This window comes from Dictyobacter halimunensis, from assembly GCF_036245075.1.
Genome location: NZ_BSRI01000001.1, coordinates 1,896,967 through 1,923,305 on the forward strand (window position 1 = coordinate 1,896,967; position 26,339 = coordinate 1,923,305).

A 26,339-nucleotide genomic window follows, 5' to 3' on the forward strand; every position below is an offset into this window, starting at 1 on the left:
TGACAACTAGAATGCTAGCATACTACCATGGTAGTATGCTAGCATTCTAGTTGTCAATAGCGTATCGCTGTGGAGGACAGAGCGTTTATTGTACCGTCAGCGCAACATCATCCACATAGAAACTAGAGGTAAGCTGAGCGTCGTTCGTACCTAAGAAGGCGACTTGAACCTGTTGTCCTTTGTAGCTTGATAGAGACGATGTCACATCAAACGTATACTGTGTCCAACCCTGTGCATCGATATTACACTTTGTCTGGACCGTTGAGATCGTTGATCCGCTGGTTGTGCGCAGGCGGGCACGGAAGTAATCGTAGCAGGTACTGCCGGTCTCATTGGTTGTGATATTGATCCAGTAGCTCAGCGTAATTTTGGTTGCACTCGATGGAATGGTGACTGTTTGATAGATCGTATCAGAACAGGTGTTGTAGCCACACAGATAAGCGCTATTGCTACCTGTGTGAGGATTGTTGTTATCGACGATCTCATACCCACCTGAAGAGCTTTCTGTCCACGAGGTTGATCCACTCTCAAAACCACCATTGGTCAGGATATTGCCACCACCAGTAATTGGTGTCGGTGTGGGTGTCGCGGCGGGAGTGGGCGTGGGTGTCTTGCCTGGAGTGGGTGTGGGCGTGGGCGTTCCTCCGGTCCCGAACTGAATGTCGAGTATAGCGTGTAGCTCTATGCCGTTGGGTGCAACGCCCGCCTGACCATGCAGGAAGTCGAAGAAGCCTACACCGGTTACGGTCACAGGTACGTTCGCGGTCTGAAATGAACTATTGGGCGTGTAGCGGGCATCAAATTCCGCACGTGCCTTTTTGATGCTGGACAGCAAAGGGCTGGATGATCCAACGCAGGCCGGATCTGGAATCTCGACGATCATGGTCTTGCCGGAACTATCGGCAAGAATCAGGTGGTAGTCAGAATCGGTCTCAAGTTTGTACTGCGTGAGGGTGTCCTGCAGTTGGAATACGGTTGTCTCGGTTGGCTGAATGCGGTTGTTGGAAGGAAGGCTACTGGGAGCGGTTAACGCTCTCAGTGCTGAAATTGTGGTTGGTGTCACAGATTGGAGATTGATCTTGCTCACATCGGCATCCGTGCCGGTTTTGACGGCCCATCGTTCGACTCCACAGGATCCACTGGTGCTCTGCGGATTGGTATGGAGTGCTTCCTGGTCCGTATCTGTGTCTTTAATTGGTCCTGGATGAGGGTCGGGCGGGGTTTGTGGCTGTGTGGCATATGCTGAACCTATCCCTACAAGGATCAATAAGATGACAGCTGCAAGGGCCAGAAGAACGCGTCTTCGCATGTTGAAGCTCCTTCTCACTGAACAAAATATATGAGTCGCTTAACGCATGTGAATCTTCCCGGCAGCAGATAAGAAGATTCGTAATTATAAGTATGATTATGCTGCCAGAAAAAGTATACACTAAAATTGTTATTTTTTTATTATCTAGTCTTTATATGCATATTATGTTGACTATTTTATTAGGTTAGATAAAGTGGAAGTTGGGGCAGTAGGGGCGCACCCGCGCCCCTACTGCCCCAACTTCCACTTTATCTAACTATTATGAATAACCTTGACGTTAACGTTAATCTTGTTGTATACTTAGAGCGTGGTGGAAAACGTTTCCTCGATTCACCATGACTACTTTTGACTTCAAAGCTATAAATGATGCTTTTATGCCATTGTTAATTCGCACTATTCTTTTAAGAATAGAAAAGGATGGTTCGTATAGCGGAAATTATATTCAAACTCAAAAATCTATAGATCGGAACTGTTCTGAATGCAAACTACCAAACAAGAAAATATGCAACTCTCTTCTGGCCCTTTGATGGAGCCACAGACCGGGAAATTCCTGCAGATGTTTCCCGCCTTACGCCAGCGCAACTTCAGATTATTCTGGTTTGGGCAGTTTATCTCATTGATTGGCACCTGGATGCAAACTACCGGTCAGGCCTGGCTGGTGTTGCAGTTGACGCATAACGACCTGGCTTTGGGAACCGTTGGCGCGTTGCAATTTTTGCCAGTGTTGCTATTCACCCTGTTCGGCGGAGTAATCGCCGATAGACTACCCAAGCGTAGGGTGCTCTTAGGTACGCAAACATTTGCCTGTCTGCTGGCATCTACCCTCTTTATCCTCTATGTGACACATACTATACAGATCTGGCATATCTATATCCTGGCTTTCTTGCTGGGTATCAATAATTCGCTGGATATGCCGACACGACAGGCTTTCGTTGTGGAGATGGTCGGTCGTGATGCGCTGGCCAATGCTGTGGCTCTGAACTCTTCAGTCTTTAATATGGCCAAAATTGTGGGACCTGGCATCGCCGGGCTGATTATCGCACGCTTCGGCGAAGGACCTCTGTTCCTGGGTAACGCGATCAGCTTTATCCCGGTTCTGTTCAGCTTGATTTTGCTCGATCCGACGAAGCTCTTTGCTGTACAGCGCAAGACTTCGGCGACCCCGATTGGACCACTTCAGAGCCTGAACAATGGTCTGAAATACGTGTGGAAGACGCCGGCAATCTTCTTGATTATCGCGGTGGTTAGTATCGTCTCGCTGTTTGGCATTAACTTCAATGTGGTTGAGCCGCTGGTTGGTACCGAACTGCTGCATCAGGGCGCGCAGGGCTTTGGCTTGATCTCGTCATCCTTCGGTGTGGGTGCTCTGATCGGCGCTCTCTCCATCGCGACCGGCAATAAGGTGCCCAGCTTTAAGAAGATGCTGACACGCGCGGCGATGTTCTGCCTTGGACTTGCGCTGGTCGGTCTCTCGCATAACTACCTGTTATCGCTGGGTCTGGCGATGTTTACTGGTTTCAGCATGATTACCTTTACCGCGACCGCTAATACAACCTTGCAGACGATCGCACCTGATCACCTGCGTGGTCGCGTGATGAGCGTCTACATGCTGGTCTTCAATGGTACCACACCGATCGGCAATCTCTTTACCGGCTGGCTGGCTGGTCTGGCTGGTATCTCGATTGCCCTGGTCGTTAATGCTCTGGCCAGCTTCATCGCTGTGCTGGTCGGCTGGATCAAGCGTGGACCCGCCGAAGCCGATTTGAAGCAGTCCCTCTCTCCTAAAGAATTATAATCATATACATACAAAGAGGCCGCTCCCCACAACCGGGAGCGGCCTCTTTGTATGTATATTGACCCAAATTTCCAATTGTACCTATGCTGACACGATTTATGGCTGTGCTCCATATTACAATTGATATGGTCTGTATACGACGATTTTATCTCTTGGTAGGCCGGATGTATAGAAAGACGCCCGGCTTGAAAGGTTGATCATTCATGCAAGCGGCTAACGTTTCATTGCAGCAAGCGGCGGATCTGCTGGTGCATAAGAGGACGCATTTCGCCTTATGGCGGCCATCGGTGACCGATCCCGCTCCTGAATTGGTAATCGGGAGCTTTGCACCGGGCGATCCGCCGACGCTCGCGAACACACAAACATTTCCGTTATCTCCTTCGGCAAAGGGGCCTGATTTGTGGGATATTGCAGCCAGAGATTGCCTGCTTGAGAATGGTAAAGTCTATCACTACTGGTTTAAGGTAACGGATAGCAATCTGTATAAAGAGAGCCATCCGCGCATCCTGTGTACCGATCCTTTTGCTACCAGCGTCGATTGGCGCCTGATGGGTCCGCGTCCCGATGATCCCGCGTTTGGCGAGGAGGATCGTTATCCGGCCAGCGTGGTGCTATATAAGGATGGCGAACTGCTGCCATGCGATCCCGATGGACAGCAGCCCGACTGGCGCAATGATACTCCGCTGGAGCAGCTGCCGGTCAATACACAGCTGGTTATTTATGAGCTACCAACAGCCTGGGCGCGTACGCGTAAGGAGGGAGGGATCATGGTGGCGGGCGGCACCTTCCGCGATGTGCTGGCCCTGGTCGATCCGGCGGCGGTCCCCTTTAGCTTCTTCGGCCTGGCCGTGCTGCAGGAGGGACGGGCGCATCTACGTGACCTGGGAATTACCGCGCTGGAACTGCTTCCGCCAGCGGATAGCTTTGTCCACGGCGGCTGGGGATACGCGACCACCAACTACCTGGCCGCCGATCACGATCTGGGAATCTATGGCAGAGATCGCAAGTCGGCGCCTATGACCGAACTGGCGCGCCTGATTCGTGCCTGCCACCAGATGGGTATTCGTTTCTTCTCCGATATGGTCATGGCCTTTTCGGCCCGCAATCCCTATCGCTCCATTAATTTTCCTGATTTCTTTGTGAAGGCCGATGCTGGCGATCCTGAGGAATACTCAAACGGGGAGCGGCGCGATGGCTTCGGGAGCGATCTCTTCAAGTATCATTATGAAGTCGAAACCTACGATCCATTTTCAGGTGAGAAGCAGAAGCTGGTGCCGGCCAGTGCGTTTATGGTGACGTATCTTGATCACTGGATGCGCTTCTATCGTATCGATGGGGTGCGCATCGATAGCATCGTCAATATCGCCAGCTGGGATTTCATCCAGCACTTTAAAAACATTGGGCACCGCATCTACCAGGAGCGATGGAGCGCGCAGGGACATAATCCCGATGAGGCGGGGGCACGCTACCTGGTCACGGGCGAGGAACTGGCTATGCCGCTGGACCTGATCCATCAGCAGCGCATCGATAGCCTGTGGAATGAATACTTTAAGCGCTATGTGCGGGCCGCTATTCTGGGCCACAACCATCCCAACGAACAGAACTTTGAGGATACTGTGAAGAAGATGGTTGATTGCCGCCTGCTTGGCTATGGTGATGGCTCGCAGGCGATCAATTATGTCACTTCGCACGATGTGGAGGGGTACGGCAATGAGCGCCTCTATGATTTTCTGGAGAATAGCGGGATTGCCGAGAAGGAGCAGCGCATCAAGCTGGCTTTTAGCTGCCTGATTACTTCCGTGGGCGTACCTATGATCTTTGCTGGCGAGGAGTTTGCCGACCGGCACGATGTACCGGCTGAGGGACCCGATAAGCAGCTGGATGCCGTCAATTTTGAGCGGCGTGACGATCCCTGGCGAGCGCGCATCGTAGACCATGTGACGCGGCTGGTACATCTGCGTACTTATTATGAAGCGTTATGGACTAATGATACGACCTTTATCCACAGTGATTTCTCCGATGGGAAACGCGTCATGGCCTGGGTGCGAGGCCAGCCTGGCAGTCGCGATATGGTGGTGATCGTGGCTAACTTTAGCGATTATATGACTCCCAATGCGCGCGATAAACATTCCGAATACGTTGTCAATAACTGGCCCCAGTTGCCCGAGGGCTTGCGCTGGTACGAGGTCACTCAGGATCGCACCGTCTCCATACAATGGGCCGGCCGTGAGCCTATCTTCCCCTGGGAAGCCAAAGTGTACGCCGCGGTTTAACCTTCGCAACAGCAGTGGAGCCCGGGTGCGTGTATGCACCGGGCTCCACTGCTGTGTATTTCACTCTCTGTATTAAGAGCGCTGGAGCTTTAAGGCGATTACGAGGTCATTCAGGAATGAATTTTCGTTTGGAGATATCTGCTCTCCTCCAAAGAAACCCAGGAAGCCGCCTTCGCGCCCGGCCGCGGCAACGTTGTAGGCGAAGGAGTAGACGAACTGCTTGAACGACATGGCATCGCGCGGCGAGGTTTTTTCAAGGATGGATGCGCTACGCTGGCAGGATGCCAGTGCGGTGTTGCGCGCTATTTCTGGATTCTGGGACAGCTGCCGGATGTCGCCAAATGGACTTTGTCGTCCACTACGCATGTCCTCTAACCCCTTGGTCAGTTGCTGGCCGATCTGTGTCAGCATTGGACTGAGGCTACCCTGAGTTTGCAGGGCCTGCACACTCTTTCCGATCGCCATCGCTTCCTGGATCAGGCCAAGGAAGCCAGAGGGGGCTATGGCCATCATTGCCAGGCTGACCTGTATGGGCGTGGCGACCAGCGTCTGCCACTCTTGCTGATTAAATGGTAGGCCAGTGGGAACCGAATAGTCGGCGGCCGTAACCTGTCCAGGCTGGCCCGCTACTCCGCCACCCACGGTGGCTCCCTGACCGGGTTGGCCCGTGGGTGTCCCGCGATACTGCTCCTGCCCCGGCTGACCCCAGACTGGTTGTTGTTGCGCACCTTGCTGCCTATATTGCTCTTGTTCCGGTGTAGGTGCGGCCTCTCGTCTAAATGGCTCCTGACCAGGCTGGGTGGGTTGAAACGGATTTTGATTGGGAGGATTCATGTCGCTCTGCCGATAAGGACCCTGCCCCATATTTTCCGGTGTCCCGCCTTGCAAGGGGTTCTGATTAGGATTGTCCATCCCTTTATTTGGATTCTGCATGTCATACTCCCTGGCCAGTCCCTGCCCACGCTAAGATCCATTTGTACGTAACTGATGTAACCCATATACATATATGTACTGTCTATCCTACGCTTGATCGTACTCCAGGGCCAGGTTTGCTCCCCTCTATTATAATCGTCCAATGCAAACTCTTGCATCAATCAATGTACTAACTCCTCAAAAATAAGGATGATTTTTTGACTTTTTGGTGTTCCAATAATTAGAAGAATATAAAAATATGTAGTTAGATGGTCTGGAGTCCAATGAATGCCTCGTCTTCACATGAACCCCAAAATTTCTGTTAGTGTTGTCTTTGTTGCCGCGATGTTTATGAGTATTATGGATGGAACGATTGTTACCGTCGCTCTACCTTCGCTGGCGCGGCAGTTTGGTGTGTCTGGTACCGGGATTGATGCGGTGGTGGTGGGCTACCTGGTAAGCCTGGCGGTGGTGATCCCGGCTTCGGGTTGGTTGGGTGATCGCTTTGGAAACAAGCGTATCTTCTTAAGCGCCCTGGCGCTGTTTAGTGTTACTTCTGCGATGTGCGGGCTGGCGCCAAGTTTGCCGATGCTTATCCTATTTCGTGTCTTGCAGGGACTGGCAGGTGGTGCGTTGACCCCTGTTGGTACGGCCCTTCTGTATCGCACCTTCCCGCCTGCGGAACGTGTACAGGTTTCGCGTATCCTGAATATTCCTACCGTATTTGCTCCCGCGATGGGGCCCGTTCTGGGTGGCTTATTGATCACCCAGTTCTCATGGCGCTGGGTCTTCTTTGTCAATGTTCCCATCGGTATTCTGACCGCGCTGTTTGGCCTGCTTTTCCTTGATGAGTATTACGAGAAGTCGGTGGGCGGCTTTGATGTGATGGGCTTCTTTCTGGCCGGCATTGGTCTGGGATTGGCCATGTACGCCTTGAGTGAAGGACCAAACTATGGCTGGACCTCGATTGGCATCCTGAGCAGCGGCGTGGCTGGCGTGCTTGTTCTGGTGGCCTTCGTTTTTGTCGAATTGCGAGCTTCACATCCAATGCTCGACCTGCGGCTGCTGCGTAACCGCTCTTTCCGCACCTGTAATATGCTATCTCTCTTCTCGGGCGCGGGCTTCCTGGGACTGCTGTACGCGGCACCTTTGTTCTTGCAGGAGGGACGCGGTGTGTCGCCCCTTACTTCAGGTCTGACCACGTTCCCTGAGGCGCTTGGTGTGCTGGTTATGACCCAGATCGCGGCCCGCCTCTATCCATATGTGGGACCTCGACGCTTGATCGTCTATGGCCTGGGGGGCGTAACCGTTTTTATGCTGCTGATGAACCTGATGGGCCAGGATACCAGCCTGTGGCTGATGCGTGGATTGATGTTTCTGATTGGAGCGGGTATGGCCAACTCATTCCTACCGGTGCAGGCGGCCGCCTTCGCTACCATCTCTCCCGCCGCGACCGGTCAGGCATCCGCGCTGAGCAATGCTCAGCGTCAGATCGGTTCCTCGCTTGGAGTCGCTATCATCAGCACCGTGATCAGCCTTGTTGGCATCACCCAGATGAACGCCCATGGCGTGGCTGTTCCCAATCTGAATGCCTACCATGCGGCCTTTATTACCTCCGCCATCCTGGTCCTGATCGCTGCCCTGATCGGACTCACGGTTCGCGATAGCGATGCCGCCTCCACCATGCAGCGCACCGGATCATCAACCCGGCAAAAAGCTGTTATCGAAGCTACAGCTAGCGCCGAGGCCGGTATGTAAATAGTCGTCATAAAGTTATTGAGGGAATGGGACAATGCCATGGGTGGGTGCATTCGCACCCACCCATGGCATTGTCCCATTCCCTCAATAACTCTTACTTTTGCTTTCTTATGCGCTTACGCAAGAATGGCATCTGATGATAGCCATCCGCGACGACCTGGTAACCGCAGGAGCTGGAGATCATACACACAAACATGTATGCCTCTAGCGCTGGCTTGTAGGGAGGTTCCAGAATGTTATAACTGGTGCCATATGTCGCCTGAACCGCTTCGACATAATTTATATAGGCCGTTCGATGTCTGAGACGCAAGATATTCTCTTCTTCTGGCGTCAGATCGAAATCCATTTCGTCTAACAATTCGCGTGATGCGGGGACCCCTCGGCTGACCCATGGGGAGAAGCATCACGCGCTCCTTCATATATGAAGTTTATTTATAACACTCTTTAACAATTGTTGAGGCAACTAGGCATATTGAGATTTTTTGCTTTTATAAATGATTATATCTTATTTTATATATCTGAACAAGCATATTAATTGTATACCTCTGCTTTTAATAACGCTCGTTTAATTGTATTGATATGGCATAGAGAACAAAAAGGAAAACAAAACTAGCAGAAGCGCCATGGCTTCTCCTATACACAGGAGAAGCCATGGCGCTTTATAGATGGGCTATATTGTGTAGAACGTGTCAGGGATTATGGTTACTGCTGTGCTTAGCAGATGTGGCAAACATCATTTTCCCACCATACATGGTGATGATGGTGGAAGTGGAAGCGATGGTAGAACTGGCCATAGCAGCAAGTCTCTAATTCTATTCCACAGCAGCCGCCAATGTGCCCAAGAGCTCCCGTTACTTCCGTGAGGTCCTGGTCGTTCAGCTCGATTACATTTGACTGTGCGTTTTCTGCCTGCGTTACATTGTTCATGTGAAAATCCTTTCCTTTATTACATGTTGTAAGAGTCATCATAGGCATTGACTACTATTGCGATAGGGATTGGCTATTGTTCTAAGAACGTGCTGGTTAGCTGCGTTTCTTATGGGGCTATTTTATGCGAGAAGAATATGGGAATCCATGGATTGGGTCACAAATTTACCGTGTGCCATATTATAGAATTTTAATTAGGCAATATGTTATAATAGCACTCTAGTGCATTAAATAAATGCATATGAATATACTGTTGAAGATGGATGGCGGCACGTCAGGTTGTTGGACAGGTTAAGGCCTGATCGGGCGACCGATGATAGTGGCGAGCATGGTGGCGCAGACCTGTTCGCGATTATCGTTGAGGGTGATGACCTCTCCCTGGCAAACGGTGATGGTGCGTCCGGGTTTGAGGACTCGTCCATGTGCGATCGCTAGCGTGCCGCGCGCAGGTGCCATAAAGTTGACTTTATACTCGATTGTTAGCACGTCCGTGTCTGGAGGCATGAGCGTGAGGGCAGCATAGCCGCAGGCCGAGTCTACGATGCTGGTGATGGCTCCGGCATGGAAGTAGCCGTGTTGCTGGGTGAGACTGTGCTGATAAGGCATCTGGATACGAACGTAACCCGGTTGGACGTCTTCCAGCGTTGCTCCCAGGTGTTGCATTAATCCCTGACGCATAAAATTGGCGCGTACGATCTGCGGAAACTCGTCGTTGGTGACCTGAAAATCAGCCATGATGCTTCTGTTCCTCCTTGAGTAGGTAGTGCTGTTTCAGAAAACTGGTGAAGGCCAGCATCTCTGCCTGGTAGCGCTGTAGATTGCGAGCCTGAATTTCTGATGGGTATTGAGGCTGGTATTCGAGGCCATGGGATTGCAGGCGACTATAGCCGAAGCTGTCGTTATGCAGGTAAAGCTGTTGATCGTAGGGCGCGTGGTGAGCTTCATAGAAGGCGATCAGCGCCTGGTGTACCAGCCGGGAGCCGCGATAGTAGGCGATATTCTCATCACGGGCCAGTCTGAACATCTCTTCGTTTAGCTTGCTTAATACTTCTGGCGCGGCCTGCTGTTCCTCGGCTTCCTGCAGACGCCTGGTTGCCTCGCGGGCCTGGCGGCGTATTGTCTCGGTCCCTACGGCGTGAAAATCGACCCACGGTCCGGCATAGCCATGGTTTAGATGTCCCTCACAGGAGGCGTTGGTCTCGACCCCCAGCACGTTAAGCGCGATCACCGTCTCCATGATGCCCGGGTCAATGGGTGCGCCCGTTGGATCGGTGGCGTCGGCCAGCTTGTGAGCCCATGCGGACCAGCCCTCTGGCAGTGGTGCCGATTGATCTGGCATGCTTTCTTTATCCTTCTTTCACGCAATTTCTGCTGATATCTATTTCCGCTATTGTGGACCAATCTTCGCGCCACTGTCAACTCGCGCCGTATGCTCCCCTGCCATGAAGATATAGATAGGGCGGATCTCGTTGTTCTTGATGCTCTATGACAACGAGGTCCGCCCTGTGAAAATGTGATAGGTAGGTGAGGATGTGCGAATTAATCGACGGCGATCAGGAAATCACGGATCTCGTAGCCGGTGACGAGATCACTCCAGCTGACCTTTGGTTTCTGCTTGATGTGCAGTGTTGGCAGTGCCAGCAGGCGGGTCAGGAAGATATCGGTCTCCTGAATGGCCACATAGGCGCCGGGACAGCGATGGACGCCATCTCCAAAGCTCATCAGCATTTCGGGAACCTTGTCTCCCTGCAATTCGCGACCGGGGCAGATGACACGTGGATAGTCCCCGACCACCTTTTCGTCGCTGTTAGATCCGTGAAGGTGAATATTGATCATTGCATTGTTGGGGATGGTGATCTCTTCGCCGTTATGCTTCAGGGTGATGTCTGTGGTGGCGCGCCGCTGCAGGTTACCAACGATCGGCTCCAGGCGCAGAATCTCGTGCAGGATCGCGTAGCGCTCTTCTTCTGGCGCGGCCAGGTAGCGCTGGCGCAGTTCTGGCTGTTCCAGCAGGTGCCAGGCGGCTACGCTAATGAATTCGCGCGTTGTAATCATGCCGGCGGCCCCGTAGGTGACACACTCGGTCAGAATCTCTACCTCGCTATATTTCTGTTCGAGCAGATGCGAGATCACGTCCTGCTTTGGATTGCGCTTGCGCGCCTCGATGGCCGGCTTGACATCCAGATAGAAGAAGTTGAACATTTTGCGCTGCGACCAGATGGCGCGTATCTTCTCGCTCAGCTTGCCGGTCCCCTGCTCGAAGCCACCATCAAAGAAAGCCTCGATGCGGCGGTCCAGACCCGGGATGCGGCTATCGGTCAGACCCACGATCTCACCGGCTACGCGTACGGCCAGCCTCATGCTTAGCTTGCTGAGGTCAACCTCTTTTTTGCGCTTGAGCTTTCTGACCAACTCGTCGCTTAGATTCTCCATCAGTTGGCGATAGTTATCGCTCACAGCTTTCGGCGTGAAGAAGCGCGCCGTCTGCTTGCGCTGCTGCTGGTGGACCTTGCCCTCTTGATAGAGGATGGGAGTGTTCTGCTGGCCTGGGATACGCGTGATCAGCTCGGCATTGAAGCCGGCCTGCTTTGTATTAGGGCTGCGCAAAATCGTGCGCGCGGCCTCGAAGCTACGCACGTGCCAGATGTTGGCTGCCTCATCGTATTCAATCGCCGCGCCGACCGGCTCGATTAATTTTGGCGTCTTCTGCTGCGAGATCGCGCTATGATCAATTGGACAACGGGCCGGCATGTCATTCGCACCTTGCTCCGTGGCCCCTTCAATCGTCTTCTGCATTATTATTGCTCCAACTTATACATACCCGTTTACATAAAATCCTTACATGCCTGGGAACTTATGGTATATCATGTATCATATGATATACTGTAGATCATAAAGTGGCACACGTCAAGAGGTATGACCAATCACCTTATGTAAATACTACGATTCAATGGATTCTATCGGCTAATCCCATCCTTCAACCACACATCTTTAGGGAAGATGTTTATTCATGACGATGAGCAGATGGCATTGATGGCGTTGAGTTCAAGGGGACTAAACTCGAGGTTCTGCAGGGCGGCCACGTTCTCTTCGATCTGTTCGACGCGGGAGGCGCCGATCAGGATGCTGGTGACGGCAGGATGATAGAGGCTCCAGGCGATGGCCATCTGGGCCAGGGTCTGGCCACGCTGTTGCGCCAGCAGGTTGAGTTGCTGGACCTTATCGAGCTTGGCCCGGCTGCTGACCTCGTGCAGGCTTTTCTTGCCCCAGACGTTGAAAGCGCGCGAGTCCTGTGGAAGTTGGCTTCCCAGGTACTTGTCTGAGAGGACGCCTTTGGCGAGCGGGCTGAAGGCGATGACGCCGATGCCGTTGCGTTCGGTATGCCCAAAAAGGTCTTGCTCACAACTGCGATCGAGCAGATTGTAGCGTTGCTGGTCGATAGTGATCGGACACAGGTTCATACGCTGCCTGACCTGTATGGCCTGCTCAAGTTGCGCGCCTGAAAAATTGCTGACGCCAATGTATAGGGCTTTGCCCTGGCGCACGATCAGGTCCAGGGCCGCCATGGTCTCTTCCAACGGCGTTTGTGGATCGGGCCGGTGAGCATAGAAGATATCCACATAATCAAGCTTGAGACGCCGCAGTGATTGGTCCAGGCTGGCTATCAGGGACTTTTTCGAGAGCCATTCCCCGTATGGCCCTTCCCACATATGGTAGCCAGCTTTGGATGAGATGATCAGTTCGTCGCGCGGCATGCTTTTGAGGATCTTGCCAACGATCAGTTCAGCTGTTCCCGGTGGTCGTCCATAGTTGTTGGCCAGGTCAAAATGGGTGATGCCCAGATCGAAGGAGCGATACAGACAGGCTCGCGTGATGTCTTCATCTCGATAGCTGCCGAAGGTTTCATGTGCTCCCAGTGAGATGGCGGGTAGCATGAGACCCGAGTTTCCGCATCTGTTGTAGAGCATCCTGTCATAGCGGTCATCCATAAAAGACATAAGATGTTCATTCATGGCCGTTTCGCTCCTCTCCAATCACTATATTCATCAGGGGCACTACAAGCACCGATGTCGCCTCTTCTTATAGTTTACACCGTCAAAAAAATATATGTGCTACCCGGTGTGACTCTTTATTGATGTCCTTTTTAGGGTATAGTTATGCTATGACATGCATCAATTTGAGCGTTTAAGTATGATGTCTGGAGGTTCTGCTATGGTTCAATGGACGGATAGAGATATCCCCGATTTGCAGGGGCGCGTGGCGCTGGTAACCGGCGCGAATAGTGGGCTTGGATTGGAGACGGTGCGGGCGCTGGCGGCGAAGCGGGCGCATGTGATCATGGCCTGCCGCAATCTAGAAAAAGGTAGTCAGGCGCGCGACGAGCTGTCGCAGGCTTTTCCCCAGGCCTCCCTGGAACTGATGGAGCTCGATCTGGCTTCATTGGAAGCGGTAAGGACATTCGCGCGTAATTTGGCTGCAAATCACGCCCGGCTGGATCTGCTATTTAATAACGCGGGTGTAATGGCGATTCCGCGCCGTGAGACCCGCGATGGTTTTGAGATGCAGTTTGGTACCAATCACCTGGCCCACTTTGCCCTGACGGGCCTGCTGTTGCCGACCCTGCTGGCTACCTCGCGCAGCCGTATTATCTGCACGACCAGCGCCGCCCGCGCCATGGGGAAGATCCGCATTGACGATCTCAATCGCACGCGTTCGTATGGCCGCTGGGAAGCGTATGGGCAGAGCAAGCTATCGAATCTGCTCTTTGCCTTCGAGCTCCAGCGACGTCTGGAGGCAGCGGGAGCCGAAACCATCTGCGTAGCGGCCCATCCCGGCTACGCGGTTACAAACCTGCAGACCACCAGCGCTACCCTTTCCAATGCCACCCTTGAAACCCTCCTCTACACGAAGCTCGGTCCACTCGTCGGTCAGACCGCGCAGATGGGTGCCCTTCCCCAACTCTACGCGGCCTTCTCCCCAGATATCCATGGTGGCGAACTGGTTGGTCCCGGCAGCCTGGGTGGACTGCGTGGCTATCCCCGCGTCGAAACCAAAGCCCAGAAAGAATACGACAGGGCCACCGCCCGGCGCCTCTGGGACGCCTCCGTCAAACTCACCAGCGTCGATTACTCCGCCCTCCAATCCCCCGTCGTCTAACGCCATATGGCGAGAGTCTTCTCCTCCCCATATGGCGCGCCCCCCTCACCATATGGGGGGCTCCCTTTCCATAAATGAGGAGGTCGCAGGCGCGTCAAGCACCCCCTTCGCTCTATGATGAGCCCCTCCCCCGCCATAGGGCGAGCCCCTCTTTCCATAAATGAGGAGGTCGCAGGCGCGCCGAGCCCACCCCTTTCCTCATAGGGCGAGCCCCCTTTCCATATATGAAGAGGTCGCGGGCACGTCAAGCGCCCCCTTTTCCCCATAGGGCGAGCCCCCTTTCCATATATGAAGAGGTCGCGGGCGCGTCAAGCGCCCGCGACCTCTTCATAAAAAAACGTGCGGCCGCGTACGCGGCCGCCTGTGCGGGGGCGCTTAACTCTCCCCACAACTCACACCCACACACACGAGTGGAATCATGCACCATGCATGATTCCACTCGCAATCTCCACCTTTTGGTTGACGGTACATCTCCCCTTATCAGCTATATTCGAGTAGCGGCGAATATTGTGCATTGACGAGTATTAGCTGATTAAAGGAGAACGTGAATGTCTACGAAGCCCAATAAAAATAATATGCTGGTAGTCGGCGTGTTTGAGGATGTAGCGAAGGCAAAGCAGGCCCAGAAAGAGATCGAGGTCTGGGACGAGACTCAGTCGGACATTAAGCTGGGTGGCAGCACCGTGATCTATAAAGACGAGAAGGGCAAGATCAAGGATGAGCGCAGCAGTAAGTTCGATTGGAAGAAGGGGGCCCTGATAGGTCTATTGCTGGTTCCTCTGACTGGTGGATTGCTGCTCCCTGTTTACGGCGCGGTAGCCGGCCTGGCCGTAACCTGGTTGAAGGGTATCAAGCGTGAGGATGCCGACCAGGTGGCCTCGGCGATCAAGCAGGGGAACGCGGCCCTGGCGGTTCTGTGCGATGAATACGAAATTAAGCCGGTGTCGGAAGAGCTGAAGCGGCTGGGCAGCAAGAATGTGGTCGGCTACGCGGTACCGGAGTCGACATCTGCCCAGGTTGAGCATGCCGTAAATGAGGCGGCCTCCAAGGGTGAAATCACACCCGAACGCCAGGTGAGCCAGTAAGATAAGGTCGACAAAACAAAAAGTGTGATTCCTTCTCTCATTGGGAAGGAATCACCATATTATGAGAGATGAATGCGGTCGCCTGCCAGGTGAAAGTGTAAGCTTATTGGACCTATTTAATCCCGCTCGTTTTTCCATTGCATCTGTGCCTGTTGCAATCCCAGCAATTGCTGCTCCAGCGCCATGATCTCTTGCTGTAGGCGCTGCTTTTGTTGCTGTGGACCCATTAGCCGCATGTCCTCTGTGATTTTATAGCCACGCCTCAGTAAGCCATGCGGCACGAAGGCCGCCGTCTGATTATACTGGGCCCGCGTTTTGGACATGCCGGTATTGATCTGCTTCAGGTCCAGCTTTAGCTGCCTGATCTGCAGCTTTAACTGGCTGATCTGATCTTTGTAGGGATCAGCCTGCTTTCTCAGCCCACTCCGGCCAAAAGATACTTTAGACGATCCATACGGCGTAATGGCGCCGGGCTCTTGTAGCGGTGCGCCACAGTGCTCACAAAATCGTGCTCCATCTTTGACACTCTGACCGCAGACAGAACAGAACATATTCGCAACTCCCTTCCTCACATTTTATCTATCTATGATACGGTTGAGGTGCTGAAAAAGTCGACTGTTCGAATTTCCCTCCTCCCGCTGCAGGCGGGAACTGGTAAGGATGAAGAATCTCAATTATTGAATTGATGATGCTTTTGTAGTATATTCTCACTATTGTAGAGTGCCAGATAGGATTATGCATGGCTTTCTTAAGTGTGTGTAAGATACTTTCTATGCGCAAAATGTCGGTCATGGAGAGGAGCAAAATATCTATGCTTGAGGATGATGATTTGGATACGCTGCGCGACGGATTGATTGTTACGAATTCACAGCCTGACGAAGACGAGGAGGATGGCACGCGAGGCATAGGAAGTGGTAACGTGTTGCGCTGTCCGCGCTGCCGTCGTACGCGGGGATACCGGCCCATTAACGTTCTCAATGACATCAAAGGGCTGCTTTGCTTGAGTTGCGGAGCTGAACTGTTACAATGCCCTTTTTGTAGTCAATTCAATATCCTACCACGTAGAGGCGGCAAAGCCGCGCTGACCTGTCAGCATTGTGGAAAACCACTGGCATGCTAACATTCCCCACACAGCCCGAGCAATCCTGGGTCAAGGGACGTGGCCTCTCGCTCTATATCCTGTGGAGGCGCAGTAGCGCAATCTCTCCTGTTCTGCCCGAGCATGATGCTATCTGGAGCCATCAAACACCGGTTAATCTCTGGATGGTGACACAGTGCCAATGGACTCCCGATGTACAGGCAGCAGATGCATGGCTATCTCTGACATCCCTGCTGGAAGGCTGTGACGCCCTGCATTCCTATCTGGCGACTGTACGCCAGTCGCTCAATGATGTGGCCTACGTGATTTTGCATCTGGAAGAGACACAGGTAAATGTCCCGGCGGATGTGGTGAGGAGCATGCGGAAGCAGAAGCAGCATCGCAAGCGGGCGCTGATCGAGAGCATGGATGGCGCGGTCGAAGAGATGCTGGATCTGCTGCAGCAGCGACTGCGTTTGAACGAGAACGCTCTGGAACAGGGCTGGGCCCCCGGTCGCTTCATCCATTTCGATCGCGAGACCGGGCGGCGTGGCTGGCTGATCGTTTCGCCCCGTGAAGCCATCGCCGTACGCCTCTCGGTGCAACAGATCTACAACTTTAGTAGCCTGCTGCAGCCGCAGGATATCGAGTGGCCTGATCAGCAGGAGGCGCGTATCAGCGCGCAGCGCTATGGTCCGTTCTATGAGCGCGTGATGCAATGGAACGCCACCAACGATATTTTTGAGACCGTGGCCCAACTGGAGGCGATAGTGGAGGATAGCCAGAAATCGACCGATGGCCAGCTCTGGCTCAATTTTGCCCTGGCTGGAATCGGCGTCTTATTGTCCCTCTTCTCCATCTCCCAGTTCAGCTGGTTCCCTATCCTGGCGATCAGTGGATTGGCGATCGCCTCGATTTTTCATGCCTTGTATGCTCGCTCTGGTAAATATCCATTTCAGGTTGCGGGCTGGCTCTTCTTCGCGGCCTCTCTATTGCTTGTAGTATTGCTCTACATTCTAAAACAGCCGGTCCTGAAGTAATCTTGGAAAGAGAATGGGCCAGAGCCGCCCTTAAGAAGCAATGTTAGATCACCTCGGCCCTCTCAGGGTATGCATCATATTTTTGCAGAGAGAAATGCGACAAGAAAAATGGAAATGCCCCCGTAGGTGCTGGGGCAAAGCCCAGCACCTACGCGAGCACATTCTTGTTTCTTGTCGCCTTGTCTTTTTGCAAGAATATAAATTATGCTCCCTCTCTATTTATGAGAGCATAAAGTGGAGATCCCGGCGCAGGATCTCCAGTTGATGTTGGGTGTACCAGCTGGGCGGCCGTTTCTGCAGGCTGCGCGAGAGTATCCTGATATTGATCAGGATGCTGTCAAAGCAGATGCGCTGTTGATAATCTGCTGGTAGCGCTTTGACGCTATCGTAACCCTGGAGGAGGGGTGTCTGCAGATCAAGGGGCAGGCGCTCTCCTTCACGCAGATGGAAGTGGGCAAGATCATACCACTGATGTGCCCCTCGGATCTCACCAAAGTCAATGATGCCGCTATAATGGCCGCCTAGCTGATAGATATGCGTGCTATCAAAGTCTCCGTGGGCTATGTAGCCCTGTTCAGCGTTGAGATAGGCATCGTAGCGCCTCAGCAGTTGCGCGAGCATGGCCGTCTCTGTTTGAGAGAGCATGCCGTATTGAGCCAGGAAGGCCAGATCTGCATCCCAATATTCAAGGGCGAAGGCGCGCTGTCCGGACCATTGGGCCCGCAGATCATGGCCCACCTGCGGATCACGCTGTATCCAGCCAAACCCAGCGACCGGCACGCTATTGATCATAGCCAGGTCTCGGCCTGCCTCGCGTACTATCTCCTCCAGTTTTTCCCTGCCGAGCTCTGTGGATTGGCTAAGTGGCTGACCTTTGATCTCACTGGTTGCCATAATGGAGCGCTGTAATGTCTCATTGTATGGCTCAACATGGATGACGGCGGGAGCTTTGATGCCCCTGGCTCGCAGTTCCCCATGAAGCGCGGCCTCTGGGACGAGGCTTGCATCCTCTTCTGGCAAAACCCGCAGATATAGCGTCTCTGACTCGGTAGTTATGCGATAGACGCAGGTCGACATCCCTTCCGTCATCCTTTCCACCTGCAATGGATCGATCTTCAAGTTGTGGCGGATCACGGTCTCGACGAGCGCTTGATCTTCATATGGATAAGGCGTGCTCTCCTCCTTCCTTACATTCCAGAACCAGGTCCTGGTTCTGACGTGTTAGTGTTGAGCTCACGACGCTGAAAGGGTGATGAGGAGAGCGGATAGGTTGGTTGTGAAAGATTGCAGCCGAGCAGTTCGCTGATCAGGGGATCCATGTCGGTGCCCCCGGGCATGAGATAAAAGTTGTTGTGATTGCGCTTGCTTTCACGCACGTTCTGGATTACTCGTCGAAGCTCTTCTTTGATCCTGGTGAGTTCCTGTTCGTTCATAGTGGTACGCTGCAGACGCGATACGAGCATGTTGACCGCACTACCAACCTGCCAGAGAACATTTTCTTGCGAATAAGGGGCTCGTATATTAAGATTGCCATTGGCCGCTTCAACCAGCGTTTGTAAGAGTTGTTGGATGCCTGTATCTAGCTCCCTCTTTTGCTGGGCCATGTCGCGCTCTAACTGCGCGATAAGCTCGGCCTGGTTGGCTTTCTCAATCGCCCGATTGGCATTGCGCACCCAGATATAGGTGACGAGGGCTACGATAATTTGAATGGCCAGCGGTCGGAGGAGGATGGTGTAGTTGGTTGTAGTGAGGGCGTTCTGCAGATCGGCGGTGTGCGGCTGGAAAATCATATCAATGGTTATAAATAAGCAATTAAATAAGGTGGTAAAGACTACTCCTTGTCCTGGGAGGAAAGAGACCGCGATAATCACTGAGAGCACAAATAGGTCATAGATAGGCATGGCATTCTGGGGGAGCACAAATTGTGGATAGGTGAGCAAAACCGCGATCAGTGTAGCGTTGACCGCGACCGCGATCAGCGCTCCCAGTGCCTGCACTTTCCCCTGCCGATTGAGAAATATGGCTACGAGGGTCACTGCCAGTAAACCCAGTACGGGCGGCAGCACATGGTAATTCGTACTTGATAACCCGGCGGGTATGAATGCTATACACGTCAGGAGGGATATAAGGAGCAAGATGCTTGCTACCCTTGTACGATGTAAAGGATCATTTTGAGCAAGGGTAATGCTATCCCTGGGCTCCACCAGCTGATACCACCATGACAACATAAAGTTTCTCTCCTCTTTAAATTCTGGATAGAATATGTAGTTTGTAGAATTGCGGGGATATTGGGGTATACCTGATAGTGCGTTTCATCTCCTGCGGCCTGCCTGTGTTTTTGCACCTGCGGTGCTCACGAGTTCATTGTATGTTGTTGCATGCAGCAACATACAAAAACAGTACGGCCGCATAGCGGACGCATGTGGGAGTGCTCGCGTGTCTCCCACGATGACGGGAGTAAGACACGCTCTTATCTATATATAAATAGAAAGATTTATATATAGTTGTGTTTATAACCAGGCGATATAGTATCTCTAAAACGGAGGTGCCAGAAAAATTGGTTCTGTTTTGAATAGTAACAATAAACTATGTATTTGTCAATAGATACATATTTGAATGCGTAATTGCTCTATGTGTATGTTGCACTATGTATCATCGTTTGCCTCAATGATTATATGCTATCATGTCTTTGTTGAGCTTACTGCTGCTGAGCGTTCTTTTCGGGATTCATGGCGGGTAGTAAGGATCTGATTCATTGTTTGCAGGTTGGTGATGATACGGCGGGAGGCATGCAAGACAAAGCTGAGCGTGGTGAAGGTAGCCGGATCTGTCTGCCGTATCTCTTTGCGCATCTCTTCAAGTTCCTGAATTTGCTGCTGGATATCTTGTATCGATGGCGCTGGCTGTTCGGTATAGATGGCGCGAGCAAATAAGCGCATTGCCCGGGCGATGTTTCGTGAAAGTTGCTCGACCATGGGCAGGGGTGGTCGGTCGGAGATCGACAATAAATATGCTTCAAGTGAAAGCACGGTTTCCGCGATATGATCGGATTCGGTGAGCAGGCACTGTGCCATATTTTTATCAAATGGATGAAGCTCGGGCTCACTTAATGCGCGCTCAACCGAGGCATCGACATTGGTGCGCTCCAGGTGCGCGGCGTGCCGACGTTGTTCGATGCGGCCCGCATCATACCTCTCTGGTGCTATATAGGTATCCATCACCTCCAGGTAGTATCTCTGTAGCGCCTCCAACCGCCTGGCGATGTTCTCTCCGACCCGCTGATGCTCCCAGGTCGGCCAGAGCAGATAGATCGATAGTGCCAGGCTACCACCGATGATGGTATCAATGGTGCGCAAGAATTCTAGTTGAGGTAGAGGCAGGTCGACAAAAGAGAGCAGGATGATGATCACCATGGTGATAAAAAAGGAGAAGAGGCTGTAATTGGCAAAGAGGAGCGCATAGGCGCAGAAGGTGAGGACGGCTTCTAAGATGATCAATATGAAGTGGGATGGGGCCACAAAGTGCAAGAGCAGGGCGATCGCCAGCGCGCCGCATGTTGTTCCGATCATGCGAGCGAATCCGCGTGTGATGGTTGAGGTAAAGTCGGGGCGCAGGACGAACAGGGCCGAGATCGGTATCCAGTAGCCGCGTCCGATCGGCGCGAAGCGATAGATGCTGGCGGCAATGACCATCACGACCGTCAGACGGATGGCGTGGCGGAATGCTGTTGATTCCAGCGAGAGATTGGCCTTCAATGTCGCCAGCGGACTTCTCATATCCAGTCGGGGACGCCGGGGTACAAAGATGCGCCATGACAACGATGGTCGCCCCGGACGCAGCGAACTGGCCAGCTTTTCCGCTGATCTTAGATGTGAACGGAGCGTTTTGTAGTAACGTTCGATAGCCTGTAACTTATAATTCGATTTGTCTTCCTTTACTACCTCTTGTATTAATCTATCGAGGTTCTGATAACTGGCGGATAAATCGCCCGCCTTTTGATACGTTTTGATGTTTTGTGCGATGGCGCGCAAGATATGTTCTATTTGTTGCTGAATATGCTCCACTCGCTGTGCATAGCGTTCACGATCCTGATTCGCTATGACGTTGAGAATATCGAGAAAGAGGGTGAGTGCCAGACGAATATCGATGGCCTGCTGGAGTAGCTGGGCTGATTTGCGTGTTTTGTTGCGGCTCGATTGGCTATTCTCCAGTGCGTCCTCGGTGCGTTTTAATTCAACTTTGATCTGCCGGATATAACTGATGTTGTCGGCATCCATGGCATAATCAGCTAGCGCCTGGTAGGCATTGGCGAGCATGTTGCGCTCCGATCCCACGGTCTGCCAGAGTGGGATAACCGAGAGCAGGACCTGAAATAGCGCTCCACTAAACATGAGCAGGGCTTCCAGCAGCGCCTGCGTTGGACTGAGATTAAAGTGCGTCAGGATGATCAGGGCCAGCGTCGATTGCAGACCAATGATCATTGCTCGCTGGCTGATAACTACCAGGAGTCCCGCTATAAAGCTCCATAAACCAATAGCGATAATCGAAGGCCAGGGATAAGGATTCATCAGGGCGCCGACACATGCTGATACGGCTATGCCCAGACTGGCCATAATCATGGTGCGCACGCGAGCCCTGTGCGTCGCGTTCAGACTAACTCCTCCCAGGCTGGACGCACCACCGGCAATTATTACCCCTTCAATAACGTGCCCGCTGGCTACGCCGATCGCCAATGGCAGGATAAAGCCAAAGGTACTCACCAGTGAGCGCACAATTATGAGCTGTGAGCGATCAAAGTGAAACGTCATCCTCAAGGCGTGCTGTATCGCTTCTAACCAGGTGGCCCGTTTACTGCCTGCTGCTCGCCTATTGGGTGTGGCTTCGTCCCTGTAGGTAGTTTGTGCCATAATTATCCATATTCTCTATAATAGCCACAACATAATGTGTTACGGATAGGTTTTCTATACTCACGGCTATCTACTATCCATGGATACATCTAGAGTATCATTTATCGATAAAACTCGCTCATCTATTTACCTGTTTCGCCCGTATATTAAGAAAACCGGCTTTACATCATGTTGGGCCGTAAATTTTTGTATTTCAAGAAATGTCATCGCTGTTCATCGTCTTTCAGAATGTGTCTTATTCTCATGATCATCGCCTGGGTCTGCATGCGTTTTCGCACCTGGGGTGCTCACAAGTTCGTGTTATATTGGTGCATGGGTGCGCGGATGCGCACCCATGCACCAATATAACAAACGAGTGCGTCTGCTACGCGGCCGCCTGTGCGGGGCGCTCGCGTGCCCCCGCAATAACGGGAGTTTTCGCACTGGGTTGCTCACGAGCCACCTTTATGTTGGTGCATGGGTGCGCATCCGCGCACCCATGCACCAACATAAAAAAACGAGTGCGGCCGCGTAGCGGACGCGCGTGCGGGGGCGCTCACATGCTCCAAGGTGACGAGAGTAAGGCCCATTCTCAGAATGAGCGATGACTTTATATGGGCTAGAGGAGTCAGCTACCATGCCAACGGATACCACAGGTTTTACGCTAGGCATTGAAGAGGAATATTTGATCGTTGATCCTGAAACGCGTGAGCTGGACTCAGCGGCGGCACGCGTCTTGCCACGGGCCCAACGGGTGCTGGGAGAGCAGATTCAGCCGGAGCTACAGCTCTCGCAGGTCGAGAGCGTCTCCCCTGTCTGCCATAGTCTGGCCGAAATCCGTCAGTCTTTGATCCAGCAGCGACGTTCCTTGATCGAGGCTACGGCGGCCATCGATAAAAAGCTTGCCGCCACGGCCACCCACCCTTTTTCGCACTGGAGCGATCAGCAGGTGCATCCTAAGGAACGCTATCAGTCGCTCTTGCGCGAATTCCGACAGCTAGCTCGTGAACAGGGTATTCAGGGCTGTCATGTGCATGTGGGATTTCCCGATCCCGAGCGCGCGCACTCTGTCTTTAGTCGGTTGCGTGGCTGGCTGACTCCTTTGCTGGCTCTGACCGCCAATTCGCCTTTCTGGCTTGGTGAAGATAGCGGCTATGCCAGTTTCCGCACCGAGGTCTGGATGCGCTGGCCGCTGTCGGGTCCGCCTCCGGCATTTGCCTCATTGGAGGAGTATCGTGAACTGGTGCAATCGCTGGTGTCCGTCAAAGGGATCGAAGACGCGACCAAGATTTACTGGGATCTGCGCCTCTCGGAGCGCTATCCAACCATCGAGTTTCGCGTGGCCGATGTCTGTCTGACGGTTGATGAAGCGGTGATGATGGCTGGCCTGGCACGCGCCCTGGTGCGTACCTGTGATGAACAGGCGCAGCAGGATACGCCCTTCACCCATATTCATCAGGAGCTTCTGCGTGCCGCCCACTGGCGCGCCGCCCGCTACGGTCTGGATGGCGAATTGGTCGATGTACATACCCGCGAGGTCGTCCCCGCGCCTGAACTAGTCGAGCGTTTAATGACGCTGGTGCGTCCGGCTCTGGAGGCGGAAGGCGACTGGGACGAGATTTCGGCCCTGGTGCAGCAGACTTTGCGGCAGGGCAATGGGGCCAGTCGGCAGCGCGCCGTCTACCAGCGTACAGGCGATATGTTCGCGCTGGTCGATTTCATCATCAACGAGACCGCCTGTGGCGTCCTCTAAGTATCGTCTATGACGCGGAGCTGACTCTATTGGCAATCTGTTAGCGGGCTGGTATACTCTTTGCATTGGGATAGGTAGGAACGAAGAAGGCGAGCAGTATTGTGTCGGTACCGCAAGAAGACGTTGGCAAACACGTTGTTCAAACGAACAATACAGAACATATCCAGGGTATTGTTGAGCGGGTAACATACCATGCCGAAGATTCGGGCTATACCGTTGCGCGCATGAAATTGCCATCGGCGCGTGACCTGGTAACGATTGTGGGTAGCTTTCCTGAGATCCATGCCGGTCAGACGCTGCGCCTGACCGGCTACTGGCGCGAACACTTGAAGTACGGTCAGCAGTTCCAGGTGGTGCACGCGCAGGAGACAAAGCCGGCGACTCTGACGGGGCTGGAGAAATATCTGGGTAGCGGCCTGATCAAGGGGATCGGACCGGTAACGGCGAAGCGTATCGTGGCCCATTTCGGTATGGATACGCTGGATGTTATCGAGCAGCATAGCGAGCGTCTCTCCGAAGTGCCGGGTATCGCGCAGAAGCGCATCACCATGATCGCCCAGGCCTGGCAGGCGCAGAAAGCCATCAAGGAAGTGATGATCTTTCTACAGGGCCATAAGGTCTCCACCACCTACGCGGTAAAGATCTTCAAGCACTATGGCGATAGCGCCATCGATAAGGTGTCGCAGAATCCCTACCAGCTGGCGACCGATATTTATGGCATCGGTTTTATTACCGCCGATACCATCGCGCGCTCTTTAGGCATCGCGCCCGATTCCTCTTTCCGCTACCAGGCGGGCATCCTGCACATTCTTCAGCAGGCCTCCGACGATGGTCACTGCTTCTTACCACAGACCACCCTGGTTGAGCAGGTGGTTGAGCGGCTGGCGCTGCCAGATTGTCCCGTTGACGCTGATAAGGTTACCGCTTTGATCACTGAGATGACCGAGAGCGGCCAGCTGATCAGTCAGCCCGGCTACGATGAACTGGCCGAGCAGACCATCTGCTACGCGCCGGCTTTTTACCATACCGAGGTGGCGCTGGCCAAACGGCTGGCGGGCTTTGTCCAGGAGCCAATCGAGGTCGATGCGCAACGTGTGCAGCGCTGGATCGATGGATACACGCAGAAGAAGGGCATCCAGCTTTCTGAGGAGCAGCGCCGGGCCGTTGAACTGGCGGCCTCCTCACGCATGTTGATCCTGACTGGCGGCCCCGGCTGCGGGAAGACCTTTACCACCCGTACCATCGTAGCTTTATGGAAAGCCATGGGCAAGTCTATCGTGCTGGCTGCCCCCACCGGGCGCGCAGCCCAGCGGCTGGCTGAGATGACGGGCCGCGAAGCCAAGACCGTGCATCGCCTGCTGGCCTTTGATCCCAAGACTATGCAGTTTCGCTACAATGAACATAATCCGCTGGAGGCGGATGCGCTGGTGGTGGATGAGACATCAATGCTCGACCTGTTTTTGGCCCATTCGCTGGTTAAAGCCATTTCAACGCGCGCGCAGGTCCTCTTTGTGGGCGATATCGACCAGCTGCCAAGCGTCGGACCTGGCATGGTGCTGCGTGACCTGATTACGTCGGGACGTCTTCCGGTGGTGCGCCTGACCTCTATCTTCCGCCAGGCGGCTGAGAGCCACATTATTACCAACGCCCATCGCATCAATTCCGGCCAGTTTCCCCATCTTACACCTACGACGAAGTTCGCCAGTTCCGATTGCCTCTGGCTGGAGGCGCCGGAGCCCGAGTTGGGGGCCGAAGGGATCAGCCACCTGGTCAGCCACTATCTGCCCGCGCACGGAATAGATGCTGTACGGCAGGTGCAGGTGCTCTGTCCCGCCACGCGCGGTGAAGCGGGCACCCGCAATATGAATACCCGACTCCAGCAGCTCCTCAATCCCTTAAAGCCGGGCGGCGTTGAACTGACGCGTGGCGGCCACACCCTGCGTGTCGGAGATCGCGTCATTCAGCAGGTCAACGATTATCAGCGCGAGGTCTTTAATGGTGACCTGGGCACGATTACGACGCTGAACCTGGAGGATCAGGAGGTCAGGGTGCGCTTCGCCGAGCGCGAAGTCAGCTATGACTACGCCGACCTCTCAGAGCTGTCTCTGGCCTGGGCTATCACCATCCACAAATCCCAGGGGAGCGAGTACCCCATTGTGATTATCCCTATTTTTATGCAGCACTATATGCTCTTAAGCCGCAACCTCGTCTACACCGGATTGACGCGCGCCAAAAAGCTGGCCATCCTGGTTGGACCCACCAAAGCGATCGCGACCGCCATCCATCGCGTCACCGATCGCGAGCGCTATACCGCCCTCGCCAACCGTTTGTGAAAATCGGAGGCGTGCTTCGAATCTATAATGCAT

The 26,339-nt window shown here is 53.4% G+C and carries 21 protein-coding genes; 9 read left to right on the forward strand and 12 right to left on the reverse strand.

The window, feature by feature from the left end; genetic code table 11:
• Positions 1–85 precede the first annotated feature (85 nt).
• Positions 86–1,309 (reverse strand): hypothetical protein, encoded by a 1,224-nt coding sequence (locus AABA21_RS07515; protein ID WP_338248475.1) that lies wholly within the window; start codon positions 1,307–1,309, stop codon positions 86–88.
• A 478-nt stretch (positions 1,310–1,787) separates the two neighbouring features.
• Here AABA21_RS07515 and AABA21_RS07520 point away from each other — a divergent pair, with 478 nt between their 5' ends.
• Both AABA21_RS07520 and AABA21_RS07525 read left to right on the forward strand, forming a co-directional pair.
• Positions 1,788–3,104, forward strand: a complete 1,317-nt coding sequence (locus AABA21_RS07520; RefSeq protein ID WP_338248476.1) for an MFS transporter — start codon at positions 1,788–1,790, stop codon at positions 3,102–3,104.
• A gap of 203 nt (positions 3,105–3,307) precedes the next feature.
• Positions 3,308–5,377, forward strand: coding sequence for an alpha-amylase family glycosyl hydrolase (locus tag AABA21_RS07525; protein WP_338248478.1), 2,070 nt, complete (start codon positions 3,308–3,310; stop codon positions 5,375–5,377).
• Between the two features lie 72 nt (positions 5,378–5,449).
• On the opposite strand, the gene AABA21_RS07530 is transcribed toward AABA21_RS07525, so the two are convergent.
• A complete protein-coding gene (locus tag AABA21_RS07530; protein ID WP_338248479.1) occupies positions 5,450–6,310 on the reverse strand; it encodes a hypothetical protein in 861 nt (286 codons plus the stop codon).
• A 267-nt stretch (positions 6,311–6,577) separates the two neighbouring features.
• Here AABA21_RS07530 and AABA21_RS07535 point away from each other — a divergent pair, with 267 nt between their 5' ends.
• Entirely contained in the window at positions 6,578–8,047 is a 1,470-nt protein-coding gene (locus AABA21_RS07535) for an MDR family MFS transporter (protein WP_338248481.1), read from the forward strand.
• Between the two features lie 94 nt (positions 8,048–8,141).
• Here the strand turns inward: AABA21_RS07535 and AABA21_RS07540 are convergent, their stop codons facing one another.
• The 6 genes from AABA21_RS07540 to AABA21_RS07565 all read right to left on the reverse strand — a co-directional run bounded on the left by AABA21_RS07540 (position 8,142) and on the right by AABA21_RS07565 (position 12,987).
• Positions 8,142–8,357, reverse strand: coding sequence for a hypothetical protein (locus tag AABA21_RS07540; protein ID WP_338248483.1), 216 nt, complete (start codon positions 8,355–8,357; stop codon positions 8,142–8,144).
• 404 nt (positions 8,358–8,761) lie between these two features.
• Positions 8,762–8,974, reverse strand: a complete 213-nt coding sequence (locus AABA21_RS07545) for a hypothetical protein (protein ID WP_338248485.1) — start codon at positions 8,972–8,974, stop codon at positions 8,762–8,764.
• A gap of 291 nt (positions 8,975–9,265) precedes the next feature.
• Positions 9,266–9,709: a PaaI family thioesterase gene (locus AABA21_RS07550; protein WP_338248487.1), complete on the reverse strand. Its 444-nt coding sequence runs from the start codon at positions 9,707–9,709 to the stop codon at positions 9,266–9,268.
• Positions 9,702–10,313 carry a hypothetical protein gene (locus AABA21_RS07555; protein ID WP_338248489.1) on the reverse strand — a complete coding sequence of 204 codons (612 nt, stop codon included), beginning with the start codon at positions 10,311–10,313 and terminating at the stop codon, positions 9,702–9,704. The genes AABA21_RS07550 and AABA21_RS07555 overlap by 8 nt, the downstream gene beginning before the upstream one ends.
• A gap of 200 nt (positions 10,314–10,513) precedes the next feature.
• Positions 10,514–11,770, reverse strand: a complete 1,257-nt coding sequence (locus tag AABA21_RS07560; RefSeq protein ID WP_338248492.1) for a cytochrome P450 — start codon at positions 11,768–11,770, stop codon at positions 10,514–10,516.
• Positions 11,771–11,982: 212 nt separating this feature from the next.
• On the reverse strand, positions 11,983–12,987 hold the full coding sequence (locus AABA21_RS07565; protein WP_338248494.1) for an aldo/keto reductase: 1,005 nt from the start codon (positions 12,985–12,987) through the stop codon (positions 11,983–11,985).
• A 199-nt stretch (positions 12,988–13,186) separates the two neighbouring features.
• On the opposite strand from AABA21_RS07565, the gene AABA21_RS07570 reads away from it, so the two are divergent.
• Both AABA21_RS07570 and AABA21_RS07575 read left to right on the forward strand, forming a co-directional pair.
• Complete coding sequence (locus tag AABA21_RS07570) at positions 13,187–14,131, forward strand: oxidoreductase (protein ID WP_338248496.1); 945 nt, start codon at positions 13,187–13,189, stop codon at positions 14,129–14,131.
• 548 nt (positions 14,132–14,679) lie between these two features.
• Positions 14,680–15,216, forward strand: a complete 537-nt coding sequence (locus AABA21_RS07575; protein ID WP_338248498.1) for a DUF1269 domain-containing protein — start codon at positions 14,680–14,682, stop codon at positions 15,214–15,216.
• Between the two features lie 116 nt (positions 15,217–15,332).
• Here AABA21_RS07575 and AABA21_RS07580 read toward each other — a convergent pair whose 3' ends face one another.
• Positions 15,333–15,767, reverse strand: a complete 435-nt coding sequence (locus AABA21_RS07580; RefSeq protein ID WP_338248500.1) for a zinc ribbon domain-containing protein — start codon at positions 15,765–15,767, stop codon at positions 15,333–15,335.
• 260 nt (positions 15,768–16,027) lie between these two features.
• Between AABA21_RS07580 and AABA21_RS07585 the strand changes: the two genes are divergently transcribed.
• Both AABA21_RS07585 and AABA21_RS07590 read left to right on the forward strand, forming a co-directional pair.
• Positions 16,028–16,336: a hypothetical protein gene (locus AABA21_RS07585; protein ID WP_338248502.1), complete on the forward strand. Its 309-nt coding sequence runs from the start codon at positions 16,028–16,030 to the stop codon at positions 16,334–16,336.
• Positions 16,330–17,334, forward strand: coding sequence for a hypothetical protein (locus tag AABA21_RS07590; RefSeq protein WP_338248504.1), 1,005 nt, complete (start codon positions 16,330–16,332; stop codon positions 17,332–17,334). The genes AABA21_RS07585 and AABA21_RS07590 overlap by 7 nt, the downstream gene beginning before the upstream one ends.
• A 219-nt stretch (positions 17,335–17,553) precedes the next feature.
• Here AABA21_RS07590 and AABA21_RS07595 read toward each other — a convergent pair whose 3' ends face one another.
• From AABA21_RS07595 to AABA21_RS07605, 3 genes are all read right to left on the reverse strand, one after another.
• Positions 17,554–18,423, reverse strand: coding sequence for a phosphotransferase family protein (locus AABA21_RS07595; RefSeq protein WP_338248506.1), 870 nt, complete (start codon positions 18,421–18,423; stop codon positions 17,554–17,556).
• A 98-nt stretch (positions 18,424–18,521) separates the two neighbouring features.
• A complete protein-coding gene (locus AABA21_RS07600) occupies positions 18,522–19,562 on the reverse strand; it encodes a methyl-accepting chemotaxis protein (protein WP_338248508.1) in 1,041 nt (346 codons plus the stop codon).
• A 453-nt stretch (positions 19,563–20,015) separates the two neighbouring features.
• Positions 20,016–22,241 (reverse strand): FUSC family protein, encoded by a 2,226-nt coding sequence (locus tag AABA21_RS07605; protein ID WP_338248510.1) that lies wholly within the window; start codon positions 22,239–22,241, stop codon positions 20,016–20,018.
• Between the two features lie 616 nt (positions 22,242–22,857).
• On the opposite strand from AABA21_RS07605, the gene AABA21_RS07610 reads away from it, so the two are divergent.
• Both AABA21_RS07610 and recD2 read left to right on the forward strand, forming a co-directional pair.
• The gene (locus AABA21_RS07610; RefSeq protein ID WP_338248512.1) at positions 22,858–23,973 is read left to right on the forward strand and encodes a carboxylate-amine ligase; all 1,116 of its coding nucleotides are present in this window, start codon (positions 22,858–22,860) and stop codon (positions 23,971–23,973) included.
• A gap of 101 nt (positions 23,974–24,074) precedes the next feature.
• Complete coding sequence (gene recD2, locus AABA21_RS07615; RefSeq protein WP_338248514.1) at positions 24,075–26,306, forward strand: SF1B family DNA helicase RecD2; 2,232 nt, start codon at positions 24,075–24,077, stop codon at positions 26,304–26,306.
• Positions 26,307–26,339 lie beyond the last annotated feature (33 nt).

Bases quoted from the DNA above. Each gene is read 5' to 3' on its own strand.
- AABA21_RS07515 (WP_338248475.1), bottom strand. From the start codon at position 1,309: ATGCGAAGACGCGTTCTTCTGGCCCTTGCAGCTGTCATCTTATTGATC.
- AABA21_RS07520 (WP_338248476.1), top strand. From the start codon at position 1,788: ATGCAAACTACCAAACAAGAAAATATGCAACTCTCTTCTGGCCCTTTG.
- AABA21_RS07525 (WP_338248478.1), top strand. From the start codon at position 3,308: ATGCAAGCGGCTAACGTTTCATTGCAGCAAGCGGCGGATCTGCTGGTG.
- AABA21_RS07530 (WP_338248479.1), bottom strand. From the start codon at position 6,310: ATGCAGAATCCAAATAAAGGGATGGACAATCCTAATCAGAACCCCTTG.
- AABA21_RS07535 (WP_338248481.1), top strand. From the start codon at position 6,578: ATGCCTCGTCTTCACATGAACCCCAAAATTTCTGTTAGTGTTGTCTTT.
- AABA21_RS07545 (WP_338248485.1), bottom strand. From the start codon at position 8,974: ATGAACAATGTAACGCAGGCAGAAAACGCACAGTCAAATGTAATCGAG.
- AABA21_RS07550 (WP_338248487.1), bottom strand. From the start codon at position 9,709: ATGGCTGATTTTCAGGTCACCAACGACGAGTTTCCGCAGATCGTACGC.
- AABA21_RS07555 (WP_338248489.1), bottom strand. From the start codon at position 10,313: ATGCCAGATCAATCGGCACCACTGCCAGAGGGCTGGTCCGCATGGGCT.
- AABA21_RS07560 (WP_338248492.1), bottom strand. From the start codon at position 11,770: ATGCAGAAGACGATTGAAGGGGCCACGGAGCAAGGTGCGAATGACATG.
- AABA21_RS07565 (WP_338248494.1), bottom strand. From the start codon at position 12,987: ATGAATGAACATCTTATGTCTTTTATGGATGACCGCTATGACAGGATG.
- AABA21_RS07570 (WP_338248496.1), top strand. From the start codon at position 13,187: ATGGTTCAATGGACGGATAGAGATATCCCCGATTTGCAGGGGCGCGTG.
- AABA21_RS07575 (WP_338248498.1), top strand. From the start codon at position 14,680: ATGTCTACGAAGCCCAATAAAAATAATATGCTGGTAGTCGGCGTGTTT.
- AABA21_RS07580 (WP_338248500.1), bottom strand. From the start codon at position 15,767: ATGTTCTGTTCTGTCTGCGGTCAGAGTGTCAAAGATGGAGCACGATTT.
- AABA21_RS07585 (WP_338248502.1), top strand. From the start codon at position 16,028: ATGCTTGAGGATGATGATTTGGATACGCTGCGCGACGGATTGATTGTT.
- AABA21_RS07590 (WP_338248504.1), top strand. From the start codon at position 16,330: ATGCTAACATTCCCCACACAGCCCGAGCAATCCTGGGTCAAGGGACGT.
- AABA21_RS07595 (WP_338248506.1), bottom strand. From the start codon at position 18,423: ATGACGGAAGGGATGTCGACCTGCGTCTATCGCATAACTACCGAGTCA.
- AABA21_RS07600 (WP_338248508.1), bottom strand. From the start codon at position 19,562: ATGTTGTCATGGTGGTATCAGCTGGTGGAGCCCAGGGATAGCATTACC.
- AABA21_RS07605 (WP_338248510.1), bottom strand. From the start codon at position 22,241: ATGGCACAAACTACCTACAGGGACGAAGCCACACCCAATAGGCGAGCA.
- AABA21_RS07610 (WP_338248512.1), top strand. From the start codon at position 22,858: ATGCCAACGGATACCACAGGTTTTACGCTAGGCATTGAAGAGGAATAT.